21 protein-coding genes are annotated in these 22,432 nt (G+C 70.2%); 7 read left to right on the top strand and 14 right to left on the bottom strand.

Going from position 1 to position 22,432, the window contains the following annotated elements; translation table 11 throughout:
• Positions 1-2: 2 nt before the first annotated feature.
• The 5 genes from brxD (at position 3) to ACWGL3_RS00085 (ending at position 6,805) form a co-directional block, all read left to right on the top strand.
• Positions 3-1,328: a BREX system ATP-binding protein BrxD gene (gene brxD / locus ACWGL3_RS00105; RefSeq protein ID WP_452460528.1), complete on the top strand. Its 1,326-nt coding sequence runs from the start codon at positions 3-5 to the stop codon at positions 1,326-1,328.
• Positions 1,325-3,490, top strand: a complete 2,166-nt coding sequence (locus ACWGL3_RS00100; RefSeq protein WP_452460527.1) for a DEAD/DEAH box helicase — start codon at positions 1,325-1,327, stop codon at positions 3,488-3,490. Before brxD ends, ACWGL3_RS00100 begins: the two co-directional genes overlap by 4 nt.
• A 31-nt stretch (positions 3,491-3,521) precedes the next feature.
• Positions 3,522-5,306 (top strand): GmrSD restriction endonuclease domain-containing protein, encoded by a 1,785-nt coding sequence (locus ACWGL3_RS00095; RefSeq protein WP_452460526.1) that lies wholly within the window; start codon positions 3,522-3,524, stop codon positions 5,304-5,306.
• A 399-nt stretch (positions 5,307-5,705) separates the two neighbouring features.
• Positions 5,706-5,966, top strand: a complete 261-nt coding sequence (locus ACWGL3_RS00090; RefSeq protein WP_452460525.1) for an RDD family protein — start codon at positions 5,706-5,708, stop codon at positions 5,964-5,966.
• A gap of 218 nt (positions 5,967-6,184) precedes the next feature.
• Positions 6,185-6,805 (top strand): hypothetical protein, encoded by a 621-nt coding sequence (locus ACWGL3_RS00085; RefSeq protein WP_452460524.1) that lies wholly within the window; start codon positions 6,185-6,187, stop codon positions 6,803-6,805.
• Here ACWGL3_RS00085 and ACWGL3_RS00080 read toward each other — a convergent pair.
• Positions 6,754-7,935, bottom strand: a complete 1,182-nt coding sequence (locus tag ACWGL3_RS00080) for a hypothetical protein (protein ID WP_452460523.1) — start codon at positions 7,933-7,935, stop codon at positions 6,754-6,756. The two genes, ACWGL3_RS00085 and ACWGL3_RS00080, sit on opposite strands and share 52 nt — an antisense overlap.
• A gap of 560 nt (positions 7,936-8,495) precedes the next feature.
• Between ACWGL3_RS00080 and ACWGL3_RS00075 the strand changes: the two genes are divergently transcribed.
• Positions 8,496-8,744: a hypothetical protein gene (locus ACWGL3_RS00075; RefSeq protein WP_452460522.1), complete on the top strand. Its 249-nt coding sequence runs from the start codon at positions 8,496-8,498 to the stop codon at positions 8,742-8,744.
• 79 nt (positions 8,745-8,823) lie between these two features.
• On the opposite strand, the gene ACWGL3_RS00070 is transcribed toward ACWGL3_RS00075, so the two are convergent.
• The 9 genes from ACWGL3_RS00070 to ACWGL3_RS00030 all read right to left on the bottom strand — a co-directional run bounded on the left by ACWGL3_RS00070 (position 8,824) and on the right by ACWGL3_RS00030 (position 17,184).
• Positions 8,824-10,122, bottom strand: a complete 1,299-nt coding sequence (locus ACWGL3_RS00070; protein WP_452460521.1) for a metallophosphoesterase — start codon at positions 10,120-10,122, stop codon at positions 8,824-8,826.
• A gap of 333 nt (positions 10,123-10,455) precedes the next feature.
• Positions 10,456-12,822, bottom strand: coding sequence for an ATP-binding protein (locus tag ACWGL3_RS00065; RefSeq protein ID WP_452460610.1), 2,367 nt, complete (start codon positions 12,820-12,822; stop codon positions 10,456-10,458).
• Positions 12,823-12,886: 64 nt separating this feature from the next.
• A complete protein-coding gene (locus ACWGL3_RS00060; RefSeq protein ID WP_452460520.1) occupies positions 12,887-13,495 on the bottom strand; it encodes a DUF6879 family protein in 609 nt (202 codons plus the stop codon).
• Positions 13,488-13,757 (bottom strand): hypothetical protein, encoded by a 270-nt coding sequence (locus tag ACWGL3_RS00055; RefSeq protein WP_452460519.1) that lies wholly within the window; start codon positions 13,755-13,757, stop codon positions 13,488-13,490. Before ACWGL3_RS00055 ends, ACWGL3_RS00060 begins: the two co-directional genes overlap by 8 nt.
• Positions 13,758-14,262: 505 nt before the next feature.
• Positions 14,263-14,577, bottom strand: a complete 315-nt coding sequence (locus ACWGL3_RS00050; protein ID WP_452460518.1) for a contact-dependent growth inhibition system immunity protein — start codon at positions 14,575-14,577, stop codon at positions 14,263-14,265.
• 186 nt (positions 14,578-14,763) lie between these two features.
• Positions 14,764-15,489, bottom strand: coding sequence for a hypothetical protein (locus tag ACWGL3_RS00045; protein ID WP_452460517.1), 726 nt, complete (start codon positions 15,487-15,489; stop codon positions 14,764-14,766).
• Positions 15,486-15,818: a contact-dependent growth inhibition system immunity protein gene (locus ACWGL3_RS00040; protein WP_352985530.1), complete on the bottom strand. Its 333-nt coding sequence runs from the start codon at positions 15,816-15,818 to the stop codon at positions 15,486-15,488. Before ACWGL3_RS00040 ends, ACWGL3_RS00045 begins: the two co-directional genes overlap by 4 nt.
• Before the next feature lie 65 nt (positions 15,819-15,883).
• Entirely contained in the window at positions 15,884-16,300 is a 417-nt protein-coding gene (locus ACWGL3_RS00035; RefSeq protein WP_452460516.1) for an SgcJ/EcaC family oxidoreductase, read from the bottom strand.
• 65 nt (positions 16,301-16,365) lie between these two features.
• Complete coding sequence (locus ACWGL3_RS00030) at positions 16,366-17,184, bottom strand: metallophosphoesterase family protein (protein ID WP_452460515.1); 819 nt, start codon at positions 17,182-17,184, stop codon at positions 16,366-16,368.
• Between the two features lie 124 nt (positions 17,185-17,308).
• Between ACWGL3_RS00030 and ACWGL3_RS00025 the strand changes: the two genes are divergently transcribed.
• The gene (locus tag ACWGL3_RS00025; RefSeq protein WP_267949372.1) at positions 17,309-17,839 is read left to right on the top strand and encodes a GNAT family N-acetyltransferase; all 531 of its coding nucleotides are present in this window, start codon (positions 17,309-17,311) and stop codon (positions 17,837-17,839) included.
• Between the two features lie 126 nt (positions 17,840-17,965).
• On the opposite strand, the gene ACWGL3_RS00020 is transcribed toward ACWGL3_RS00025, so the two are convergent.
• From ACWGL3_RS00020 to ACWGL3_RS00005, 4 genes are all read right to left on the bottom strand, one after another.
• Positions 17,966-18,622 (bottom strand): ABC transporter ATP-binding protein, encoded by a 657-nt coding sequence (locus ACWGL3_RS00020; RefSeq protein ID WP_267949373.1) that lies wholly within the window; start codon positions 18,620-18,622, stop codon positions 17,966-17,968.
• A 17-nt stretch (positions 18,623-18,639) separates the two neighbouring features.
• Complete coding sequence (locus ACWGL3_RS00015) at positions 18,640-20,706, bottom strand: hypothetical protein (RefSeq protein ID WP_267949374.1); 2,067 nt, start codon at positions 20,704-20,706, stop codon at positions 18,640-18,642.
• A gap of 69 nt (positions 20,707-20,775) precedes the next feature.
• On the bottom strand, positions 20,776-21,072 hold the full coding sequence (locus ACWGL3_RS00010; protein ID WP_267949375.1) for a lactococcin 972 family bacteriocin: 297 nt from the start codon (positions 21,070-21,072) through the stop codon (positions 20,776-20,778).
• Positions 21,073-21,363: 291 nt separating this feature from the next.
• Positions 21,364-22,317 carry a GntR family transcriptional regulator gene (locus ACWGL3_RS00005; protein WP_267949376.1) on the bottom strand — a complete coding sequence of 318 codons (954 nt, stop codon included), beginning with the start codon at positions 22,315-22,317 and terminating at the stop codon, positions 21,364-21,366.
• Positions 22,318-22,432 lie beyond the last annotated feature (115 nt).

The raw sequence follows: 22,432 nt of genomic DNA, 5'->3' as shown, positions 1-22,432 counted from the left end.
CCATGAACACCGTCAGCCCGGTACGCCGTGAAGAGGTCGTCGGAGCCCTGCGGCGCGGCACCGTCCCCCACAGCGGACTCGACCTGTTCGCCGTGGGGTTGCAGCGCTTCGAATCCGTCCTCGACAAGGAACTGGGGGCCGTCACGGCTGGGGGCGCCGGTTTCAAGGCGGTGCGCGGCGAGTACGGATCCGGCAAGACCTTCTTCGTCCGCTGGCTGGGCGAGCGGGCCAAACGCGCCAACTTCGCCGTCACCGAGATCCAGATCTCCGAGACCGAGACACCGCTGCACCGGCTGGAGACCGTCTACCGGCGCCTCACCGAACGCCTGACCACCGCCACCCAACCGCCCAGCGCTCTGCGCGAGATCGTGGACAACTGGGTCTACGCCCTGGAGGAGGACGTCCAGGCCGACGGCGAGGTGGACGGAGACGACGAGGATGCACTCAACACCGCCGTCCTGGCGCTTCTGGAACGTCGCCTGTCCGAGGTCGCCACCGCCAACCCCGGGTTTGCCGCCGCACTGCGCGGCTACCACCGGGCCCAGGCCGAGGGCGAGCACGCCATCGCCGAGGCCCTCATCGCGTGGCTGGGCGGGCAGCCCAACGTCGCCTCGGCCGCCAAGCGGTACGCGGGCATCAAGGGCGACCTGGACCACTTCGGCGCCCTGGCCGCGCTCAAGGGCCTGCTCGTGCTGCTGCGCGACTGCGGCCACCCCGGGATGCTCGTGGTCCTGGACGAGTTGGAGACCCTCCAGCGCGCCCGCACCGACACCCGGGAGAAGGGCCTCAACGCTCTGCGCCAACTCCTGGACGAGATCGCCAACAACCAGTTCCCCGGGCTGTACCTGGTGATCACCGGCACCCCTGCCTTCTTCGACGGTCCCCAGGGTGTCCAGCGACTGGCGCCGCTCGCCCAGCGCCTGGCCACGGACTTCCTCCCCGACCCGCGCCACGACAACCTGCGCGCGGCCCAGGTCCGCCTCACCGGGTTCGACCTGGACAAACTCCACGACCTGGGTGTGGCGGTGCGCGAGCTGTACGCCGAGGGCGCCGACGACGCGCAGCGCGTGCGCAGCCGGGTCGACGACTCCTACCTGCTCGGTTTCGCCGAGGCCGTCGCGGGCGAACTGGGCGGGAAGGTCGGCATCGCGCCCCGCCTGTACCTGCGCAAGCTCGTGGACGTCCTGGACCGGGTCGACCAGAACGCCGACTTCGACCCCCGCCGCCACTACGACCTCGTGGTCAAGGGCAAGGAGCTGACCGAGGTCGAACGCGGTGCGCACGCACAGCGGGCCGCCAGTGCAGACGAGGTGGAACTGGAGCTGTGAGCGCCACCCCGCAGGCTCCGGGCGGAGCGGGGGCGGGCAGCCTGGACCTGCTCCACCCCACCCTCGCCCACCACGTCGTCAACACCCTGGGCTGGCCGGGGCTGCGCCCCTTGCAGCGGGAGGCACTGGCTCCACTCATCGACGGGGACGACGCGATCCTGCTCGCCCCCACGGCCGGGGGGAAGACCGAGGCGGCCCTGTTCCCGCTCCTCACCACCATGGCCGGGCGCACGGGGGAGGGGCTGTCGCTGCTGTACGTGTGCCCCATCAAGGCGCTGCTCAACAACCTGCTGCCGCGCGTGCAGGCCTACGCCGGGTGGCTGGGCCGCACCGCCGAACTCTGGCACGGGGACGTCTCCCACGCCGGACGCCAGCGCATCCTGCGGCGCCGACCCGACATCCTGCTCACCACCCCCGAGTCCCTCGAGTCGATGCTGGTCAGCACCAAGGTCGACCATCGGGCATTCTTCAAGAACCTGCACGGCATCGTGGTGGACGAGGTGCACGCCTTCGCGGGGGACGACCGGGGCTGGCACCTTCTCGCCGTCCTCGAACGGCTGAGCCGGGTGGCCGGCCGCCCCGTTCAGAGGGTGGGGCTCTCCGCCACCGTCGGCAACCCGGACGACCTGCTCTCCTGGCTCCAGGGAGGATCGGCGGGAAAACGGCCCGGCCGGGTGATCGCCCCCGGCGTGCGCCTGCCCGAGCCCGGCGAACGGGCCCCGGAGGAGCCGCCGCCGGGCGACGTCGAACTCGACTACGTGGGCTCGCTGACCAACGCGGCCAAGGTCATCGCATCACTGCACCGGGGAGAGAAGCGCCTGGTCTTCTGCGACTCCCGCAAGTACGTGGAGGAACTCGGCCACGCCCTGCGTGAACTGGGGGTGACCACCTTCCTCTCCCATGCCTCACTGTCCCTGGACGAGCGCAGGCGCGCCGAAGCGGCCTTCGGGGAGGCCCGCGACTGCGTCATCGTCGCCACGAGCACCCTGGAGCTGGGCATCGACGTCGGTGACCTGGACCGGGTGCTCCAGATCAACGCCCCCGGCACCGTCGCCTCCTTCCTGCAGCGCGTCGGCCGTACCGGGCGCCGCCAGGGCACCCAGCGCAACTGTCTGTTCCTGGCCGTGGACAAACCGGGGCTGCTCGACGCCGCCGGGCTGCTGCACCTGTGGGGGCACCACTGGGTGGAACCCGTGGTGCCAACCCCCGAGCCCCGGCACATCGTGGCCCAGCAGCTGCTGGCCCTGTGCCTACAGGAACCCGAGGTGGGCGAAAGGCTCTGGCCGGAGTGGTGGGGCGACCTCGAGCCCTTCCACCAGGGCGCGCCCATCGCCGCCCACCTGATCCGCGAGGGGTTCATCGACCTGGACGGCGGCCTGATGATGATCGGCCCTGAAGCGGAGAAGCGCTTCGGCCACCGGCACTTCATGGAGCTGACCAGTGTGTTCACGGCTCCCCCGCAGTTCACCGCGCTGAACGGGCGTACCGAGATCGGACGTGTCGACCCCGCGCTGCTGGCCTCCGACGAGGACCGGACCGGCCCGCGCCGCCTCCTGCTGGCCGGTCGTACCTGGGCGGTCACGTGGGTGGACTGGCGCCGGCAGCGGTGCTTCGTGGAACCGGTCGAGGGAGGTGGCGGCAAGGCCAAGTGGGACTCCGGCGGTCACCTGGGCTCCTACTTCCACCTCATGCGGGCCGTCCGTGAGGTGCTGTTGGGGGCCGACCCCAGGGTCCGGCTCACCCGGAGAGCGGTCAACGCCCTGGCCGAGGTCAGGGAGGACCATCTCGACCTGGTCCATCCCGGTGGATCGGTGATCGTGCGCGCCACCAACGGGGATCTGCGCTGGTGGACCTGGGCGGGAGCCCGAGCCAACCTCACTCTCGCCGCTACCCTGGGGGCCGCGGCCGACCCCAAACAGCACCTCAACGACGCCTGCTTGCGGCTCAACGCCGACCTGGACCCGCGGACCTGGGCGGCGGCGAAGCAAGCGGCCCAGGAGCGCATCACCCTTCCCGAGGCGGGCGTCCGCGCACTGGACGGACTCAAGTTCAACGCGGCCCTGCCGAAGCATCTGGCCGAGCGCACCCTGTCCGCGCGACTGGCCGACGTGGACGGGGCCCAGGCCCTGCTCAAGGAGCCGACCCGGTTCCTCACCCTCTGACCTTCCCCCGACACGACGACAGGTTGGCTCCATGGCGGTAGACACCTTCGACAGCACCAAGGAGTTCCTGAACGAGCTCCTGCGGAAAGTAGCGGACGGCCGTGTCCAGCTCCCTGACTTCCAACGGGGGTGGGTGTGGTCCCAGGAGGGCATCTCAGGTCTCCTGGCATCGATCTCTCAGGGGTACCCGGTGGGTACCCTCATGTTCCTCGGTACCGGCGGAGCCTCGCGGTTCCGGCACCGGCCGGTCGAAGGGGTCCCGTCCGGCGGGCTCAAGGAGGCCGAGCTGCTGATCCTCGACGGACAGCAGCGCATGACTTCCTTGTACCAGGCCATCGCGCTCGACGCCCCGGTCCGAACGAGGGACGAACGCGGCAACAGGGCCGTCGGATGGTTCTATCTCGACATCGAGGCGGCGGTGGAGCCGGAGGTCGACAGGGAACAGGCTGTCAGATTCCTGCCCGAGGACCGCATCGTGCGCAACTTCCGCGGCGAGGTTCTGCTGGACTGCTCGACGCCCGAGAAGGAGTACGAGGCCAAGCTCTTCCCGCTCGGCCACGTCATGGACGCCGGAGATTGGGCGGACGGGTTCCGGGAGCACCACGACTATGCCAAACCCCTCCGGGAACTCTGGAAGCGCTTCGACAAGGAGGTGCTGGAGCGCTTCGAGAAGTACCAGCTCCCCATCATCGAACTCGGCAGGGAGACCCCGCGCGAGGCGGTCTGCCAGGTCTTCGAGAAGGTCAACACCGGGGGCGAGCCGCTGACCGTGTTCGAATTGCTGACGGCCACCTTCGCAGCTGACGAGTTCGAACTGCGCCCCGACTGGAAACGCCGGAGGGAGACCTGGCTCAGTGACAGCCGGTTCCGTGTGCTGGGCCAGGTCAGGGACACCGACTTCCTCCAGATCGTCACCCTGCTCGCCACACAGGACAGGCGTCGGCGTTGGCTGGAAGGGGGAGGCGACCCTGATCGGGCCCCTCGGGTCGGGTGCCGCCGTGCGGACATGCTCCGGCTCTCTCTCGACGACTACCGGGGGTGGGCGGACAGAGCTGTTGACGCGCTCCTGCGCACCGCGCGGTTCCTGTACAGCCAGTGCGTGTACGACACGCGTTTCCTCCCCTACGGAACCCAGATCATTCCCCTCGCCGCGATCTTCGCGACTCTGGGGGAGGACGCCGACGCCCCCGTCGCGCAGGACGCGGTCTCCCGCTGGTTCTGGTGTGGCATCCTCGGCGAGATGTACGGCGGGAGTACGGAATCCAGATTCGCCCGCGACCTTCCCGACGTGGTCTCCTGGGTCCGCGGTGATGACTCCGTGCCGCGTACGGTGGAGGAGGCACAGTTCTCCGCCAGCCGATTGGACACGCTGCGCACCCGCAACAGCGCCGCGTACAAGGGCATCTACGCACTCCTTCTCAAGCGTGACGTCAGCGACTGGCGGACCGGCGCCAACATCAAGGAGGACACCTACTTCGATCACGCCGTTGACATCCACCACGTCTTCCCGCAGAAGTGGTGCGAGGAGCAAGGGCTTCCGCGTGACCGGTACGACAGCATCGTCAACAAGACACCACTGTCCTCCAGGACCAACAGGTCGATCGGAGGCCATGCGCCGAGCCGCTACCTGTCCCAACTGGAGTCGGTCACCAAAGCGGCCTCCGAACAGATCGACTCCTACCTCGACCGCCATCTGATCTCTCCGGAGCACCTGCGCGCGGACGACTTCGACTCCTTCTACGGGGCCCGTTCCGCGCTTCTGCTCGAACTGGTCACGGAGGCTATGGGAAAACCGGTCACTCCCGTCGAGGAGTAGGGGGCTTCTTTCGGGTGAGGGGGCGGCCCTTGCCGGATCTGCCTTCGGTCCGACTGGAAGCTGCACGGGCTGATGTCCACAAGCAGCCAGATGGTCGAACACCTCATCTGCGGTCTGAGCTGTCGAGAGTTCAAGACGGCCGTGCCGCCATGCACACGAAACTCTTGACCCCTGAAAATCGAGATCCTGAATCGGTGTTCTGTATCTTCGCACCGGGTTCGACTACGTCGTCGCGCGGAAAGCCGAAGAGGAGACCCGTGGTCTTCTCCATGCGTTCGAGCGTGTGAACGCCGACCTCGGTGGACTCAGCCGAGGCAGATCGGACGCATACACCCCACGCTGCGGGTCCCCAAGGGTCGTCCCTCGGCGACAGCTACCTAGGCTGTGGATCTTCAGACCGTGCTCAGGGAATCTCCGGTCACCGGCAAGATGCTCCTGCGATTCAGGGTGGTGGACGCGGCCGACGGCGGAAGGCTGAGCCGGGGACAGGCGGCGGGCAGGGCCGCGGTGTTCGGTCTGCCGCAGACGATCCCGTTCCTGGGGCAGCTCGTGGTCTTCTTCGAGTCGCTCGCCGCGCAGGGGAATCCCCGCGGACAGGCCCTGCACGACAGCTGGACGGGCACCGTGGTGGTGCGGAACCCTCCTGACGCGGGGCGCTGACGGGCGCCCCCCTTGCCGACCGGGTCTTTCCGTCCGGAACCGGGTGGAGCAGGTCGCACGGACCGCGAGCCGGTGAGGGGTCGGGAGCCGGCATCCCGGTCGGGGCGGAGTCAGGAGCCCTCGGCCAGTACCCCGGTCCCCGACCGTGCGCGGGACCGGCCGCCGGGCCTGTGGAGAACCGTGGGCGGGGAACCGGGTTCTCTGCCACCATCGGTGGGATGGAACCCGACCCCCGGCACCTGCGCGCGCTCGTCGGGTTCGAGGACGCGCGAACCGTCGACCTGAGTGTGCGCGGAGTACCGCTCACGGCCGTCCACCGCCCTGTGGCGGAACAGGCCCGACTCCGCTCCGGAGGCAGGGCCCTCGGTTCACGGTTGGGTGTCTACCAGGTGCTCCAGGCGCTTCCCCTGGGTTCGTGGGTGCCGGTGGACTCCCTCAGCGAACGCGAACAGGCCATTCTCCCGGCGCTGCCCGCCTGGACCCGGATACGGAGGAACGGGCGGATCCTGCGCCTGGCGGACACGCCGGTGCGGCTCGACCTGCTCGTCACCCAGGGGGAGAAGTGGCTCGACGCCCTCGACCGGGCCTGTGCGCTCGGCACGGTCGCGCCCCGGATGGCCGTGTGTGCCTCGCTCGGCGAGGACCGCGACCGGGCGTGCTGGGAGGCGGACTACTACGGGGTGGGGTTGGCCGTGCACCACGGCAGCGGGCTGCGGGTGCTGGTCCGTCCCCGTCAGGGGGTCCCCGAGCCGGCTGCGGCACTGCACTGGCGCCTCGCCGAGCGCGTTCACCGGGACGCGGAGGAACGGGGCTCCCAGCCTTCGGAGTCGGCCCAGTAGCGCAGGGCGGCGGAGGCACCGAACGTGTCCTCACGGGGTGAGATCTCCCTGTTGTGCCACTCGTACTCGTTCAGAGCCCTCCGGCACATCCCCTGCCACCGCGACCTGAGGTCTTCGAGTGAGGTCTCGGACGCGAGCTCCCGCCACCACCGCGACCAGACCGCCATGTTGTGGGCGTGTGCCGCCTTCCTGTCGGCCGAGTCCTGGAAGTCGCTGAGCGGCCTGCCCGCCTCGCCGTTGCTTCGCGCCTCTCCCCATTCGACGCAGGGCGTGCACAGGCACCGCCGGGGGTTCCGCAGGCGTTCGGCGAGTGTGGAGCCGTGGAAGTAGCCCATCAGGGCGGGCAGGATGACGTGAGGGCTCGAATCCGTCCCGGGCCTGCCGCCCTGGGTTCCCGGGGGCACCGCGTGGCGGACCGACGAGGTGTCGCCGACGGAGGCGAACGGCGCCCCGCACGCCATCGCCTCCAGTGCCGCCAGGTCGGTCCGGAGCAGGGCGGTGTCCGGGCAGGAGCGGAGGACCTCCCTGAGCGCACTCGCCCTCCGCCTCGATTCCAAGGGGTTGTTCCGGGCCCCGAGGATCAGTGCCTTGGGCGCACGGACGCTTCGGAGGGCGGCGATCAGGTGCGTGCGGCGTTCGGTGAGCCATGCCGCGTCGACGGGCGCCGCGAAGACCACGGTCGGCGCGTCCGTCCCGTTCATCTGCCGGACGGCCGCGGCCAGTGCCCGCTCGCCCGCATCGTCGCACCGCAGGTACCTGGTGGGCGACAGAACCAGGTCGGCGGGGGCCGCGGTCCACTGTTCCAGGGTCGCTCCGAGGCCGGTGCGGCGCGTGTCGACATAGTGCTGCGGTTCTGTGGTGAACGGTTCCTCGGCGGTCGCGTAGGAGCTTTCGTAGGCCGACGGGTCCAGAACGACCGGACAGGCATGGGCTGTCCCGGCGATGAACTCCTTCGCCCTCTCGCGGGCTTTCCCGCCGGAGAACACCACGCCTCCGGCGACGGCCGGGACATGGCCCAGGGGCGCGTTTCGGACGTCCTTGACATGGAGCAGGACGCGGCCGCGCACGGCGGCGAGGGGGTCGGGTGGTGCGTGGCCGACGGCTGGGAGAGGCCCGGGGGTGGTGGGCACCGTTTCACCTCGTGGTTCCGCGTGGGCGTTCGCCCGTGCTCTGCCCGCCGGGTGTTCCCCGGAACCCCGCGTGACCGGTTGAGGCCACCGAAGTGAGAGTGCTGTGGCTGCTGTTGCTCCGGAGGTGTGTGCGTGGTGGTCGGTGCGGAACAGGACCTGGTTCCGTGACCGCCTCCCGTGGTCCCAGGGGCGGAACCGTCATCGGTTCAGGAAACTCCTGGCGAAGAGTAAAAATCCATGGTTTTCAATTTAATTCATATATTTCGTATTCGGCACTTGAGATGTTTCCCTTTTTCGATTGAATTCATGTGTCGAACTCCAGGCCGGTGTCGGCCATCTTCGGAGGTCTTCTGTCCCTTGTCCTGTGCAGTTCAGCTGGCCAAGGATTGCTGTTATGGCTTCCAAGACGAAATCTCGTGGTTCTCTTCGCTACTGGGGTGTGGCGGTTATAGTTTTCGCACTTTTCGGTTGGTTCCTGCCGGAAGTGGGACCGATGTGGATCGCGATCGCCTCCGCGGTCTCGGTCCTCTACGTCTTCTTCCAGATGCCGCTGCCGTGCGGTGCCTGGAACAGGGGGGGAGAAGACGCGGTGCCGCAACAACTCCCCGGGGCTGCTGCCGGGGTGTCATATAGAGCAGCACCGGTGGCAGACGGCCAAGCTCATGCTGCGCAGCGGTGGGTGGGGAGAGCTCCGTGCCAAGATCTTCGCCAGCTGGAAGAGGTCGCTCCCCGCACTCGTCACCGCCGCCACCATCGTGTCCGGTGTCGCGGCGGTCGCCCAGCTCGCGGTCGCCGTGGCCGTCGCCTGAACGCCGAGCGCCGGGTGTGACAGGGACGTCGCCCATCGGACCCCTGAGGTGATGGGCAGCGCACCAGGACACCAGCCGCTCAGGAACCGTCGGTGACGCGCTTGCCGTCCCCGTTCTTGACGATGGTGAAGGCGTCCACGGTCGCGCCGTCGGCGGTGCGGGCCCGGTACTCCAGGGTGTCGCCGTCCACCGCGACGTGCTGGAAGGTCTGGGTGTCCTCGCGCTGCACCTGCACCCGGGCGCCGTTGTCGGTCCAGTTGTCCTCGCCGGCGTCGTAGGTCTTGGGGCCGGCCACCGAGACCACGTAGACCGGGCCGGTGTGCGCGCCGGAGCCGCCGTCCTCGCCCTCGGCCAGGACGCCCCGGGTGTAGGAGTGGTCGTGGCCCTGCAGGACCAGGTCCACGTCGTGCTCCTCCAGGACCGGCAGCCACGCCTCGCGCAGCGGCCCGTTGTCGCGCTCGGGGTCGCTGGAGAAGACCGGGTGGTGGAAGGTGACCACGGTCCACGGGTGGGGGTTGTCGGTCAGCACCCGGTCCAGCCAGGCCCGCTGTGTCTCCAGCCACTGCTCGGGGTCCTCCGGGGCGTCCTCCCGGTAGTTGGAGTTGAGCACCACGAACCGCACCCCCTGGTAGTCGGTGTGATAGGCGGTTCCCGCCAGGTCCGTGCCCCGGTCGGGGCCGTTGCCGGCGCCGGGGAACTGCGGGCCCCAGTGCCGGCTCAGGCCGTCGTCGTACTCGTGGTTGCCCGGGGCGGCCACGTGGTTCATGCTCCCGGCCGCCTGGCCGAAGGCGTCGAACCACTCGTTCCACTGGGAGGAGCTGTCGGCGTCGTCGATGAGGTCCCCGGAGTGCACGGCCAGCTCGGCGTCGGGCGCCGACTCCAGCCCGGCCCGGACGACGGGGGCCGCGTCCTCGGTGATGTCGTTCTGGATGTCGCCGAAGTACAGGAAGCTGAAGGGCTCCGCCCCCTTCGCCGCGGTGGTGAAGGTGCGCCAGTCCCCGGTCTCCTCCTCCGAGCCCTCACCGGCGCCGATCGCGCCGATCCGGTAGCGGTAGGCGGTGTCCGGTTCGAGGCCGGTGGCCGTGGCCGCGAAGGTGGAGCCCGGTTCGTCGCCTCCGGTCGGGCTGCCGTCGACCCGCACGGTCTCCTCCGAACCGTCGTCGGTCCCGATCTCCAGGAAGGACTCCTCCGCTCCGGACGCGTGCCAGGTCACCGTCTGGGAGGTGCCGGGATCGGCTGTGGGCGAGAGGAGGACGCGGTCGACGGGCTGTTCGGCCGTGGCCTGGGGAGCGCAGGCGCACAGCCCTGCCACGAGAAGGGTCCCGCACAGGGCCGCCGGCACGAGGCCCGGAGCGGGGCGGGGTGGAGCGGTGGGCATGGAGGTACCTGTCCTTTCTTCCGGCGGTCCGGGACCACGGGGCAGGGAGCCGACGGACCGGTCCGGGGAGGGGCGTCGTATCCGGCCCCTACCCGGGTGGACGGTGGTGATCCGTCGCAACAGCCCTCCCGGTGGGACCGCACCCTATTCCGTCCGCCGCGTGAAGTACGGGCTGACAGCGGGAACCCGGGCACTTCGCGGGCCCGAATCGGAACGGCATCACGGCTGACGGGATCCGGTACGGCCGAGCACCTCTCCGGAGTCCACGGAAGCGCCAGCGCAACTAGAGCGTGCGCTGTCCCTCCGGAGACCGGAAGGACGGCGCCGACACGGTCAGGACGTGCCGGTACCACCGGACCGGTCGGTGATCTCCTCCCGCAGACGTAGGGCCCTGGGATCGGGAAAGTCCTCCAGAACCGCCAGTGCCTCGCGCCAGTACCCGCGGGCCGCGTCCGGAGCCCCGTCGGCGGCCACTGCCGAGGCAAGCCTGTCCAGGCAGATCGCGAGCCTCCAGCGATCCCGGTACCTGCGGTACCCGTTGACCGCCTGCCGGTAGAACCTCACGGCCTCACCGGGGCGCCCAAGGCTTCGATAGACCTCTCCGGCGCCCTCGAAGGACTCCGCCTCGCGCACGTGGTCGGCCGTCCGGCGGTGCAGCCCCGCCGCCTCGTGGAAGGAGAGCAGCGCGTCCTCCGTGTGTCCGAGACGCGCCTGGATCCTGCCGAGCTCCAGGTACGCGAACCCCTCGAGGACGGCGTCCCCGAGTTCACGGGCGACCTCCAGCGCCCGCCGCACACAGGACAGGCCGCGGTCGTTCCTGCCCAGTTCCCGCCAGGCCGCGCTCAGAGAGGCCAGGCAGGCGAACTCGCTCATGCGGTCACCGGTCTCCCTATGGATACCGATGGCCCGTTCGCCCAGCACCACGGCCTCCTCGGGGTCACCCAGTTCGAGGACGCACTGTGCCAGGTTGCCGAGGACGATCCCCTCCCACAGGCGCTCACCGGCACCCACCACCAGTCCGAGGGAGCGCTCGAAGTGCTCGCGGGCTTCACCGAGCCCATGCTCGCGAAGACGGGCCAGGCCAATGGCGTTCAGCGACATGGCCACCCCGAACTCGTCGTCCTCCTCCTTCCGCAGCTCGAGTGCACGCCGGTGGTGGGCCAGCCCCTCCGCGGGCCGGTTGGCCTGCACGCAAGCCATGCCCAGGCTCTCCTCCAGGTCCGCCTCCGCCGACGCATCGCCCTCCCTTCGTGCCGCTTCCAGGCCGAGGCGGGCGGTCGTCAGCCATACGGAGTCGAAGGAGTGGAAGGTGTAGAAGTGCCTCAGGGTCGAAGTGAGCCGCCATGCGACGCCGTCCATCCCCGCGGAGACGGCCGCCTCCACCGCGGCGGTCAGGTTCCTCCCCTCCAGCTCGAACCACCGCGCCGCCTCCGAACCGTCGGCGAACCTGCGGACGCCATCGTCCTCCTCCGCCAGTCCGATGTGCCTCACATGGGAGTCCAGCGCCCTGGCCGCGGTGTCCGCGCCGCGCAGATACCAGGCCAGGAGGCGTTGCATGGCCCGCTGCCGGACGTCCTGGTCCTCCTCGTGGCGCACCTGGTCGGTGGCGTAGGAGCGCAGCAGGTCGTGGAAGCGGTAGCGGTCGGTGTCGGTCTGCTCCAGGAGGTGCGCACCGACGAGGGCGTCCAGGGTGCGCTGTGCCCGGCGCACCGGCAGTTCGGCCAGGACCGCAGCCGCACCCGCGTCGAAGTCCGGGCCGGGGTGCAGGCCGAGCAGCCGGAACAGCCGTGCGGCGCCCTCGGGCAGCGCCCGGTAGGACCAGGCGAAGACGGACCGGACGGCGTCGGCCTCCTCCTCGTCGTCCGTGGCCAGGGCGTCCCAGAGTGCGGACTCGTCGCGCAGGTCCTGGATGAGGTCGTCCAACGGCATGTACGGGCGGCTGGCCGCGCGCTCGGCGGCGATGCGCAGGGCGAGGGGGAGCTGTCCGCACAGCCGTGCCAGCTCGGCCACCTCCTGCGGGTCGTCCTTCTGCCGGTGGTGGCCGGTCACGTGTTCCAGGAGCGCCACGGCCTCGGCGGGATCCAAGGTGTGAACGGTGACGCGCCGAGCCCCGTTCCTGGCGACCAGGCCGGAGAGCCGGTCCCTGCTGGTGACCAGGACCACGCAGCCGGGGGAGCCGGGAAGCAGCGGGCGAACCTGCGCGGTGGACGAGGCGTTGTCGAGGAGGACGAGGACGCGTTTGTCCGCGAGGAGGGAGCGGTGGAGGGCGGACCGGCTGTCGAGGTCGGCGGGTATGGAGTCCGCCGACACACCGAACGCCCGTAGGAACCTGTCCAGCACCTGCTCCGGGGACAGCGGAGACCCTGGCCCGTAGCCACGCAGGTCGACATAGAGCTGGCCGTCGGGGAAGTGCTGTCGTACCCGGTGCGCCCAGTGCAGTGCAAGGGCCGTCTTGCCCACCCCGGCCGTACCGGCGATGACGTGGAGCACGGACTCCGCGCGTCCGGCCGCTTCCCCGCCGGTGCTGTGCAGGTGGGCGCTGAGCACTTCCAGTTCCCCCGCGCGGTTGACGAACCCGCGCACATCCGCGGGGAGCTGCCTGGGCACCGGAGCACGCGCGGGTCCGGGCTCGTGGTCGTGGAAGTGGATCCCGCCCCCGACGTCCCGTGCCTGGACCGCGCGGCCGGAGACGTCGGAGATCCGCGACCGGACGCCGTCGGTGGAACTCTCGTGTGGCCCGTCACCGGGGCAGTGGCGTCTGTCGTCAGGCACGGCCGGCTTCCGTCCCACCCACCTCGCGGACGAAGAAGTCCTCCAGGACCTCGGCGTTCTCGTGCAGGGCCGCGATCTCGGAACGGCACTGCGCGGTGACGTCTGCGTCGGTGTACCTGACGGCTCCGTCGAGGATCCCCCGGGAGTCGTAGCGGATCCTGTAGGTCACGGCGTCGCCGAGGGTCACGATCTCCGGAACCGGCCTTTCCCGCTCCAGGGCTGTGAGCGGTTCGGCGGAGACGACGCGAATGTCCTCGCCGCACTGGGCCCGTATACGGAGGGAGTGCAGTTCCCAGAGCAGGTAGAGGGGGAGCGGTTTCTCCACGACCCGCACCCTGCGGATCCGGCACCCCAGACCGGCGAGACGGTCGAACTCCGAGCGCAGAAGCGGGCCCTCCGCCTCCAACATGCGGAGGGCTTCGGCCCTTCTCCCGTCGGCGAACGCCACCCAGCTCCTCTCCTCCGGCTGGTCGAACTCCTGCTGTCGCTCGAGCTTCCAGACATCGGTGTCTCTGAGCGATCCGAAGCGGACGTCGAAGTCCTCGGAGTACTCGTCCAGGGTGAGGCGGTCTCCGGGCCGGTCGGCGATGGTGTCAAGCATCGGGTATGTCGGCCTTCGCCGAGATCAGCGTGGCGCGAGGGATGACGACGAGCCGTTCGCCGGAGGAGATCAACGCCCCTTCGGGGAGCCGGTGGGCGTAGAGCGGTGTCAGGTCCCGGCCGATCACCGCGATGTCGCCGTTGTCGAGTTCCCAGATGTCTGGGCACCCCTTGACGTGGTTGGTGGTGTCCAGCTCCTCCGGCGACCTGCCCAGCCGGCGGACCATGTCGGCGCCGGGGTCCGCTTCCCAGGGGCGTGCCATTTCGAACCCTTCCGCGCACCGGACGGGGGAATGGTGCGCCCCTAGAAAATAACACGGCCTCTTTCTCTCCTCGGGTGATCATCGCGTTTCGGCCAGCCACGCTTTCCTTCCGGTTCGGCGTGGACAGTACGCCCGACTCGAGACAAGTCTTGCTATGTCATGGAAAGTGGAAGGTGGGAGTTTCAGTGTTGCCTGCTGGCTCTTTGTCGTGTGTGTGAACGGAGCGTCTGTTGTTCGGGGCCGGGGCAGTGGCCTCGGTTGTCCCTGTCGGCCGCGGCCAGGGCGCGTGTCAGCCCCGGGATGCCAGGTGGGTGCTCCAGAAGGGCGACCAGGGTGCGGATCACGAGGGGGTGCCTTCGAGGTCTGGCAAAGAGAGCATGACCGATCCCACGGCATTGCCTGTCGAACCGCGCGGCAGGCCCGAGCGGTGGGGGCGACCTGTGTGCTTCGGGTCCGGCAACCGTTCGGGACGGAGCGCATCGGCTCGGAATGCTGCGAGCAGGCGTTATTCGACTTCGGTGTAGCGGTCGCAGTAGCGGACGATCTCCCTCAGGACGTGGTGCCAGTCGTCGAGCCCGTCCGTCTCGGGTTCGTAGCCTGCTCCCCACTGTCCGAAAAATATATCGCCCAAGAACTTGTTGTCGTACTCTTCTGCCAAGAGGGATTCTGCTTCTCTTCTCATTCCTTCTGAGAGGTTCTGGAGGGCTTTGCTCTTCTCGAATGCATCTGACAGTGTCTCGCCCTCGGTGCTCCAGTCCTGATGGAGATATGCGCCGAACAGGTGGTGCAGGTTTTTGAAATTTCCTTCCAGGGATGCCATGGTTTCCTAGTGGCTCGGAGGCGCTGAACGATGGTTGGGGGAGGTGGGGAGGAGGCTGGTCAGGAGATGAGGATTGTGAAGAGATGAGGGTTCATATCGCGAACGTGACTGAGTCCAACGGTGACGATTTTTGGATCGGGGCACTCTCAACCGATGGGGTTTTCGGCCAATCTTGCACTGTTTTTTCTAATCCTCCCGCATGTCAGAGAAGTCGCGCCTGATGCCTCCGTTCCAGGGAAGCTGGTCTTCGAAATCGCATGCTGCGACAGCGGGCAGAGATGCTTTCCAGAGAGAGCTGAGGAGGCGGGACACCTGATCAGTCAACAACGGAAGCAAGGAGTGGTCTTCCAGTTCGATCTCGACGAGGACCGGCCAGTAGAGAAAATCTTCGCTGAAGCTTCCGTCTCCAGTGGAATCTTCATTCCGAAGTACCTCGACAAGAGGATCCGGGATATTTATAATATTTCTGTCGAAGCTCGCGCTGAAAACGGAGGATACGACATTTTGCACAGAGCCCTTGTCTGTCTTGGCGACAAAAATTTTACAGTACAGTGATTCTGATCGGGAAATTTTTGAGCGCTCCTTTTTGGAGGTGAAGGGCATGTTCATATTAATATGGAATATCTCCTCGGGTTTGATTTGCAGGAATTCGAATCCCAGTTCTCCTCGCTGGATGTGTCCAGTTTTCATTGCATGAAGCAAGGTATGCTTATCGGTGCTTTCTGGGGTATGGGGTCCCGGAGTCACACAGGCGTTGGCCTGGGCGTCCTCGGTCATCTCCAGGTTGCCGCTGACATGGCGCACGGCGTCCTCACCCACGCTGCCGGTGGTGCTCGCGGGCATGTCATCGGATGTTCGGAGAAAACCTTGTGGATAGCCGGATGCGGTCATTCGGATGCGGTCCGCGATCACGCAGAACCATGGCGTTGCCCTGGCTCGGTGTGGCGTTCTGAGAATCGGATGACCTCCCTGAGGACCTCGTGCCAGGTCTCGAGGCCTTCCGCCTCCGGCTCGTAGCCGGCACCCCAGCGACCGAAGAACATGTCGTCCAGATACTGGTTGTCATGTCTTTTCTCCAGAAGGATGATCGCCTCCTGGCGAAGGCCTCTGGAGATTTCGTGGAGGGCGTCGTTGCGTTCGAAGACCTCGGAGAGGGTTTCACCCTCGACTGTCCAGTCCTGGTGCAGGTAGTAGTTGAAGAGGTAGCAGAGGTTCTTGTATCTCTCCTCCGGGGTGTCCATGGTCCTCCTGCGGTGTTGTGGTGGGTGGGGAAACCGAGTTGCTGACTCGGGTGTGGAGCGGTGGATCAGACCACCGGGGTGGTCTGAGCGAGGGAGATGCGCCAGTCGTCGCCCTCGCGGACCAGGAGGTAGGACATGACGCCTTCCCGGGGAGCGGAGGACTCCGCCTCGGGGCGCCCGTCGAAGACGGTCTTGGTCAGGCTGACGTGGGCGACGTCGCGCGCGACGAAGCGGATGTCGTCGACCCGCAGGGTCGTCCGGACGTCCTTGAGGGGTGTGGCGAGGGCTTCGGCCATGGCGGAGGTGAAGGCCTCCAGGCCGAAGAGCCGGCGCCCGCCGAAGTTGACGATCACGACGTCGGAGGTGTGCAGCGCCGGGAGTGCGACGGGGTCGTTCTGGGCCAGGTCAGCCCGGGCGACGAGGTCGCGGATGCGCCGCTCGTCGGTGTCGCGGTCGGGGAGGGCCGTGCTCGTGGTGTCCATGGGGCGAACCTAGAAGCTCAACTTTTGTTCATGTCAAGGAGCCCGCCCCGCCCCCGCCCCCCGCCTCAGGGCAGGACCGGCCGGGGCCCCTCCGGAGGATTCGGGCGCGGCCCCCACTCGCGCGGGTAGCCGAGGGAGACCTCGATGTGGGGCACGCCGTCCACGACGATGGTGCGCGGAATGTGCAGATGGCCGTAGACGACGGCGCGGGCGCGATAGCGCGTGTGCCAGTCGGCGGTGGCCTCGGTGCCGCACCACTGGGCGAACTCGGGGTAGTGCAGGACGCGGGTGGGTTCGCGGACCAGGGGGAAGTGGTTGACCAGGACGGTGGGGGTCTCGGTGTCGAGGGCGTCGAGGCGCTTGCGCGTGTAGTCCAGGCGGGCGCGGCACCACTCGTCGCGGCTCGGGTAGGGGTCGGGGTGCAGCAGGTACTCGTCGGTGCACACGACCCCGGAGGCGTGGGCGACGGCGAGCGCCTCCTCCTTGGTGCGGGCGCCCTCGGGGCGGAAGGTGTAGTCGTACAGGACGAACAGCGGGGCGACGACGACCGGCCCGTCGGGGCCGGGCCACACCGGGTAGGGGTCCTCAGGGGTGTGCACGCCCAGACCGCGCAGCGCCTCGACGAGGTGCCGGTAGCGGGCCTCGCCGCGCAGCTGGACCGGGTCGCGCGGGGAGGTCCACAGCTCGTGGTTGCCGGGGGTCCACACCACCGTGGAGAAGCGCTCGCTCAGCAGTTCTATGGCCCACAGGATGTCGTCCGAGGTCTCGGCGACGTCGCCGGCGACCAGGAGCCAGTCGTCGTCGGACGCTGGCCGCAGGGCCTCGGTGAAGGCGCGGTTGTCGGCGTGCCGGACGTGCAGGTCACTGATGGCGACCAGGCTCATCGTCACCGTCCCCTTCGGTGGTCGTGGATCGGCGACACCCTACACACCCGGGCGGGGTTCCGGGCGGGCGGCCCGGACCCGGGCCGGGCGGAGGAGTGTCCCCGGCCTCTGCTTGACTGCTCCCATGAACGTGCGTGAGGCGCTGCCGGAGGAGATGGCGGCGGTCGGGGAACTGCGGGTCGCGGCCTACCGGGACCTGGGGCTGCTGGAGGAGGGGGACCCCTACACGGACTCGCTCCGGGCGCTGGGGTCCGACGGCCGGGGCGAGGTGCTCGTGGCCGTCGAGGGGGATCGGGTCGTGGGCACCGTCCTGCTCGTCCCGTGGTCGGAGTCCAGCGAGATCGCTCGCGGGCCCGAGGAGGCGGAGGTACGGGCGTTCGCGGTGGTGCCCGACGCCCAGGGCCGCGGTGTGGGCCGCGCCCTGGTGCGCGCGGTGGTCGCCCTGGCCTCGGAGCGGGGGGCGTCCCGGGTGGTCCTGTCCACGCAGCCCCCGATGCTCGCGGCGCAGTCCCTCTACCGGGCCCACGGGTTCGTCCGCACGCCCGAACGCGACTGGACCCCGGTGCCCGGGGTCGACCTGCTGACCTACGCGCTCGCGCTGCCGGACCGGGCGGCCTCCGCGCCCTCCGCTCCGCAGGCGGTCGCCCAGGGCTGAGCGGCGCCCTCCGGTTCCGATAGTGGGCTGACCGGAACGGTATCTGGTGGGACGTGAGGGGCCCTGACCTGGATGATCTTGTACTTATAGACGGTGTGGGCGCCCACACCGTCTATAAGTACAAGATCACGGGGGAGAGGCGGGGCCGGACGGCGCCGCCTCCCGCCCCGTCCCCACGTCGAAGGCCCTGTCGCACGCCGCCCGCACCCCGTCGTTGTGGGTGGCGACCACCACCGCGCACCCCTCGCGGCCCAGTTGCCGCAGGACCTCCACCACCATCGCCGCGTTGTCCGCGTCCAGAGCCCCCGTCGGCTCGTCGGCCAGCACCAGGGACGGCCGCTTGACGAGCAGGCGGGCCAGGGCGACGCGCTGCCGCTCGCCGCCGGACAGGCGGTGCACCACCTCGCCCTCCCGCCCGGCCAGGCCGACCCGCTCCAGCGCCGCGGCGTGGCCGGGCCGGGCGCCGCGCCGCCGTGCCACGTCCAGGTTGGTCCGGACCGTGGCGTTCTCGATGAGCGCGTAGTCCTGGAAGAGGTAGCCGAGCCTGTCGCGCCGGAAGCGCCGCCGCCCTCCCGACCCCAGGCGGGTCAGGTCGGCGCCCTCGTAGAGGATCCGGCCGCCGCTGGGCCTGTCGAGCAGGCCCAGGCAGTTGAGCAGGGTGGTCTTGCCCGAGCCGCTGGCCCCGACGAGGGCGACCGTCTGCCCGGCCTCGACGGTCAGGTCCAGGCCCTGCCACAGGACACGGTCCCCGAAGGACTTGGCGAGGTTCTCGGCGGTGATCATGGTGCTTCCCGGTGGTGTCAGGCCCGCGAGGGGCCTTCGCGGACGATGCGGCGGTGGAAGAGGGCGAGGGCGCCGAGGGTCAGGGCGAGCCCGGCCGCCGTGACGGCAGCGGCGTAGAGGGGCTCCAACCCGCTGGTCGGCACCGGTTGCGGCGGCAGGGGCCGCAGGGGGTCGTCCAGGGCCCGCAGCGCGGCGAGGGTGTCCCAGGCGGCCCAGCCCGTGAAGCCGAGCGCGACCACGGCCTCCACGGCGAGGAAACGGCGGTGCGCGGAGAGGAACCCCCACCCGCTGATGTGCCGGGCGAAGACGGTCTGGGCGTGCGTGCGCACGTGGATGACGCACGCGGCGACGCCGGTCGTCAGCAGGACGGCGGTGCCGGCGGCCAGGGCCAGCAGTTCGACGCGCACCGCGGCGACCTGGGCGGCGTGGGCGCTCCTGGCCTTGTCGAGGATCGGCTGGACCGTGTTGACGTACTCGGCCACCCGCGGGTCGGCGCGGGCCTCCAGCACCACGTCCGGGTCGGGGAAGAGCAGGGCCTCGTGCGTCAGGTAGGTGACGTAGGTCCGGTCGGAGAGCGCGGAGCCGTTGGGCAGGGCGACGATCACCGGGTCCCGCAGGAAGGGTGAGGCGTCGGTCCCGCCCGGGTCCCTCGACCCGTAGGTGAACACCCGCTGGCCGCCGGCCAGCGGCAGGACCTCGATGTCGGCCGCGGTTCCCGTGCTCCCGGCCTGGAGCGCGTACCAGTCGGGCAGCTCGCCCTCGACGGCCTCCCGGTGGGCGGCGTGCGCGGGCGGCAGCAGGACCCGGACCCGGTCGTCGGAGGGGGCGGCGCCGTAGCGTGCGCCGGTGGGGGACAGGACCTCCTGCCGCGCGAGGTAGGTGTCGTTGACCACGAGCACGTCGAAGCCGGGTCGGGGGGCGCCGACCGGCACGAGCGACGCGGGGGGATGCCGCTCGGCGACGACGAGCTCCCCGTCGAGGTCGGCGCGGCGCAGCCAGGGGCCGAGGAGGCGCTCGGCGGTCCCCGGGTCGTCGAAGGCCGTGCTGCCGTTGAGCGTGGCGTGCGAGGTCTCCCCGGTGCGCTCGAACGCCTCCAGCGCGGCGCGCTGCTCCCGCGCGGCCTGCGCGAGGTGGAGCGTGCTCGCCAGGACGCCGAGCAGGAGGAGCAGGACGGGCACGCGCACCAGGTAGACGGCGGCCCGGGTGCTCCGGACGGGCAGGCGCCCCCGGAGCGCCGGCAGGACCCCGGTGGCGTGCACCAGGCCCAGCGCCGCCGCGTGCGTCACCAGGGCCGCGGCGGCGAGGACGCCGAGCAGGGCCAAGGCGGTCAGGGAGTACAGGCCGAGCTGGTTCCACCCGTTGTAGAGGCCGAGGAGGAACAGGGTGAGGGCGCACACGGCGGGCAGGGCGACGCCCCACAGCCGTGCGACCCGCCCCAGGTCGCCCAGGAGGATCCGGGTGTAGGAGTGCCCGTGGAGGCGCCGGACGCCGTGGTCCCGGGAGTCGAGCAGGACGCCCGCGCCGATCGAGGTGGTGCCCACCAGCAGCGCCGTGGCCAGGACGTGGAAGAGGGGGCCGCCGAGGAACGACTGCCACAGGCGGGCCTGGCCCGCGCCGGGGTCCGCGCCCAGCCCGTGCGCGGCGAGGGCGTCGGCGAGCACCCGCGCGTTCTCCGGCGGTCCGAAGACGAGGTAGTTGCCGCGGGGGCTGCGGTCGGCCATGTCCCGCACGGGGTGCACGCGCAGTTCCATCGTGCGGCCGAAGGAGGGGTATCCGTCGGTGAGCCAGTCGGCCTGGGCCGAGCCGGGGTCCCCGACCGCGAGGTACATGTGCCACAGCGACTCGGGCGAGCGCACGTCCGGGACGACGAGGCCGACGGAGATCCGCTGCTCCGCCGCGACGCGTTCGACGGTCCGCGCGACCTCGCCGCCGTCGGAGGCGCCGTCGTCCTCGACGATCCACACCGAAGCCGAGTGCTGCGCCGTGGGGATCGTCGCCTCCCACGTGGCCAGCAGCAGTGCGGCGATGAGCGCGGCGGAGACCAGGAGCGCGGTGTGGGCGAAGGCGATGGTGCGGTTGGGCATCGTGTCCCTGCGCGTGGTCGGGGAGCCGTGCGCCCCGGCGGAGGGGCGGCCCCGTGGCTGCGGGAGGCGCTACCCGCAGTGCCTCCAGTAGGTCTCGTTGTGGTTGACGGCGCGCGGGGCGGAGGCCTCGGACGTCTTGCCGGGCAGCATCGCGGCGGACGTGACGGTGTACGTGCCGACCGCCGTCGACCCGTGGCAGAGCGTCGCGTGGAAGTAGTTCGAGTACACCCTTCCGGTGGTGAGGCCGTGGTACCAGGTACCGCCGCCGACGTAGCTGATGGCCGCGTCGGCGACACCGGCCGTCGCCGCGGTGAGCCCGGCGGCGAAGACCAGGGACGCGGCGGCGCGCTTCAGGGGGTGGGGCATGTCGTTCCCTCTCACGGCCTCCGGCACGGTTGTCGGCGGAGGCCTTCGTCGTGCGGGGACGGTGCGCGGAGGGTGCGGTCGGGCGGGCCTCCCGGCCGCGCGCCGGGGGGCTCCGTGTCGGGGACGGACGACGGGGGCGGCGGCGCGTTCCGCGGGGCGGGGCGTTTTCCTCACTGCCGTCCCGCTCGTGCCGACGCAAGAAAAAAGTACCGCACGGAGTGCTTCGGTAACTCTTTGTGGCCACTATCGGACAGGAATTCGCCCGTAGCAGGGTTCTCCGTGCGTTCCGGTCTAGCGGGCGGCGCCCGGGCCTTGCTCTGCGTCACCGCCGGTGAGGCCGTCGCGCAGGCGTGCCAGCTCGGCCCGGAGTCCGTCGGCCAGTTCGACGGCGCGGTCCAGGCCGGGCGCGGGGGCCGCGTCCGCCGGCCCGGGGACGGGTTCGGCGGCGGGCCGCTCCGGGGCTGGCCGGTCCAGCAGGGAGGGGTCGGGGGCGATGCGCACCTGTTCCGAGGCGCCCTCGGCCTCGATGTCGAACACCACCCGGTCCGACCGGTGCCAGCTCTCGAACCACTCCAGCGGGGTGCCGTCCCGGTCGAACGTCCCGCCCTCCAGCAGCAGGAGCGGGGCCTCGGCCGCCACCCCGAGCTCCAGGGCGATGCGCGGGTCGGCGGGCACGGCCCGGATCTGCCGGCGCCCGCTCGTGGGCACGGCCCCGAACCGCTCCTCCATGAGGCGGTGCAGGGAGGCGTCGCGCAGCATCGCGGCCTCCAGGCCGGGGAAGCGCTCGGCGGGGAGCCAGGTGCGCACGTAGGACAGCGGGTCGCCGCCGACCGAGCGCACGCGCTCCAGGCGGAGCAGGTCCCGGGTGCCCAGGTGCCCGACCGCTGCGGGGCCCCCGGAGAGGGAGGGCTCCAGCGACAGCACCGCCGTGGACAGGCTCAGCCCCTCGGAGGAGAACTGGTCGAAGAGCCCGGTGACGCGCTGGACGAGCCGGTGGTGCTCGGTGGGGACCGCGGCGACCGGGGCGCGGCCGCGGGTCCTCCTGACCGAGCCCTCGTCCTCCAGGGTGGCCAGCGCCTGCCGGACCACGCTGCGGGAGACCCCGAACCGCTCGCGCAGGGCCGCCTCGCTGGGCAGGGTGTCGCCGGGGGCGATCGAGCGGTCGCGGATCTCGGCGCGCAGCACGCCGGCGACCTGGGCGTGCAGGGGGCGGGGGTCGGTGCGGTCGACGGGCATGGGCGCCATTCTAGGGCCGGGCGTGCGGGCGGGGGCGTGCCCGTGTACGGCACGCTGCGGATCCGGGTCGCCCGACCCCCGCACGGAACCGGGCGCCGGAACGGCGGTGTGCCCGCGCCCCGAC

Source organism: Nocardiopsis sp. NPDC055824, assembly GCF_053616335.1.
The sequence above is the reverse complement of the archived record's forward strand: the minus strand, read 5'-3'. Positions and strand labels throughout refer to the sequence as shown.

What these genes read in the sequence shown, in the direction of transcription:
- ACWGL3_RS00060 (WP_452460520.1), bottom strand. Translation starts at nt 13,495, where the DNA reads ATGCTTGACACCATCGCCGACCGGCCCGGAGACCGCCTCACCCTGGAC.
- ACWGL3_RS00015 (WP_267949374.1), bottom strand. Translation starts at nt 20,706, where the DNA reads ATGCCCAACCGCACCATCGCCTTCGCCCACACCGCGCTCCTGGTCTCC.
- ACWGL3_RS00025 (WP_267949372.1), top strand. Translation starts at nt 17,309, where the DNA reads ATGAACGTGCGTGAGGCGCTGCCGGAGGAGATGGCGGCGGTCGGGGAA.
- ACWGL3_RS00040 (WP_352985530.1), bottom strand. Translation starts at nt 15,818, where the DNA reads ATGGACACCCCGGAGGAGAGATACAAGAACCTCTGCTACCTCTTCAAC.
- ACWGL3_RS00070 (WP_452460521.1), bottom strand. Translation starts at nt 10,122, where the DNA reads ATGCCCACCGCTCCACCCCGCCCCGCTCCGGGCCTCGTGCCGGCGGCC.
- ACWGL3_RS00055 (WP_452460519.1), bottom strand. Translation starts at nt 13,757, where the DNA reads ATGGCACGCCCCTGGGAAGCGGACCCCGGCGCCGACATGGTCCGCCGG.
- ACWGL3_RS00010 (WP_267949375.1), bottom strand. Translation starts at nt 21,072, where the DNA reads ATGCCCCACCCCCTGAAGCGCGCCGCCGCGTCCCTGGTCTTCGCCGCC.
- ACWGL3_RS00095 (WP_452460526.1), top strand. Translation starts at nt 3,522, where the DNA reads ATGGCGGTAGACACCTTCGACAGCACCAAGGAGTTCCTGAACGAGCTC.
- ACWGL3_RS00035 (WP_452460516.1), bottom strand. Translation starts at nt 16,300, where the DNA reads ATGGACACCACGAGCACGGCCCTCCCCGACCGCGACACCGACGAGCGG.
- ACWGL3_RS00085 (WP_452460524.1), top strand. Translation starts at nt 6,185, where the DNA reads ATGGAACCCGACCCCCGGCACCTGCGCGCGCTCGTCGGGTTCGAGGAC.
- ACWGL3_RS00005 (WP_267949376.1), bottom strand. Translation starts at nt 22,317, where the DNA reads ATGGCGCCCATGCCCGTCGACCGCACCGACCCCCGCCCCCTGCACGCC.
- ACWGL3_RS00020 (WP_267949373.1), bottom strand. Translation starts at nt 18,622, where the DNA reads ATGATCACCGCCGAGAACCTCGCCAAGTCCTTCGGGGACCGTGTCCTG.
- ACWGL3_RS00030 (WP_452460515.1), bottom strand. Translation starts at nt 17,184, where the DNA reads ATGAGCCTGGTCGCCATCAGTGACCTGCACGTCCGGCACGCCGACAAC.
- brxD (WP_452460528.1), top strand. Translation starts at nt 3, where the DNA reads ATGAACACCGTCAGCCCGGTACGCCGTGAAGAGGTCGTCGGAGCCCTG.
- ACWGL3_RS00050 (WP_452460518.1), bottom strand. Translation starts at nt 14,577, where the DNA reads ATGGCATCCCTGGAAGGAAATTTCAAAAACCTGCACCACCTGTTCGGC.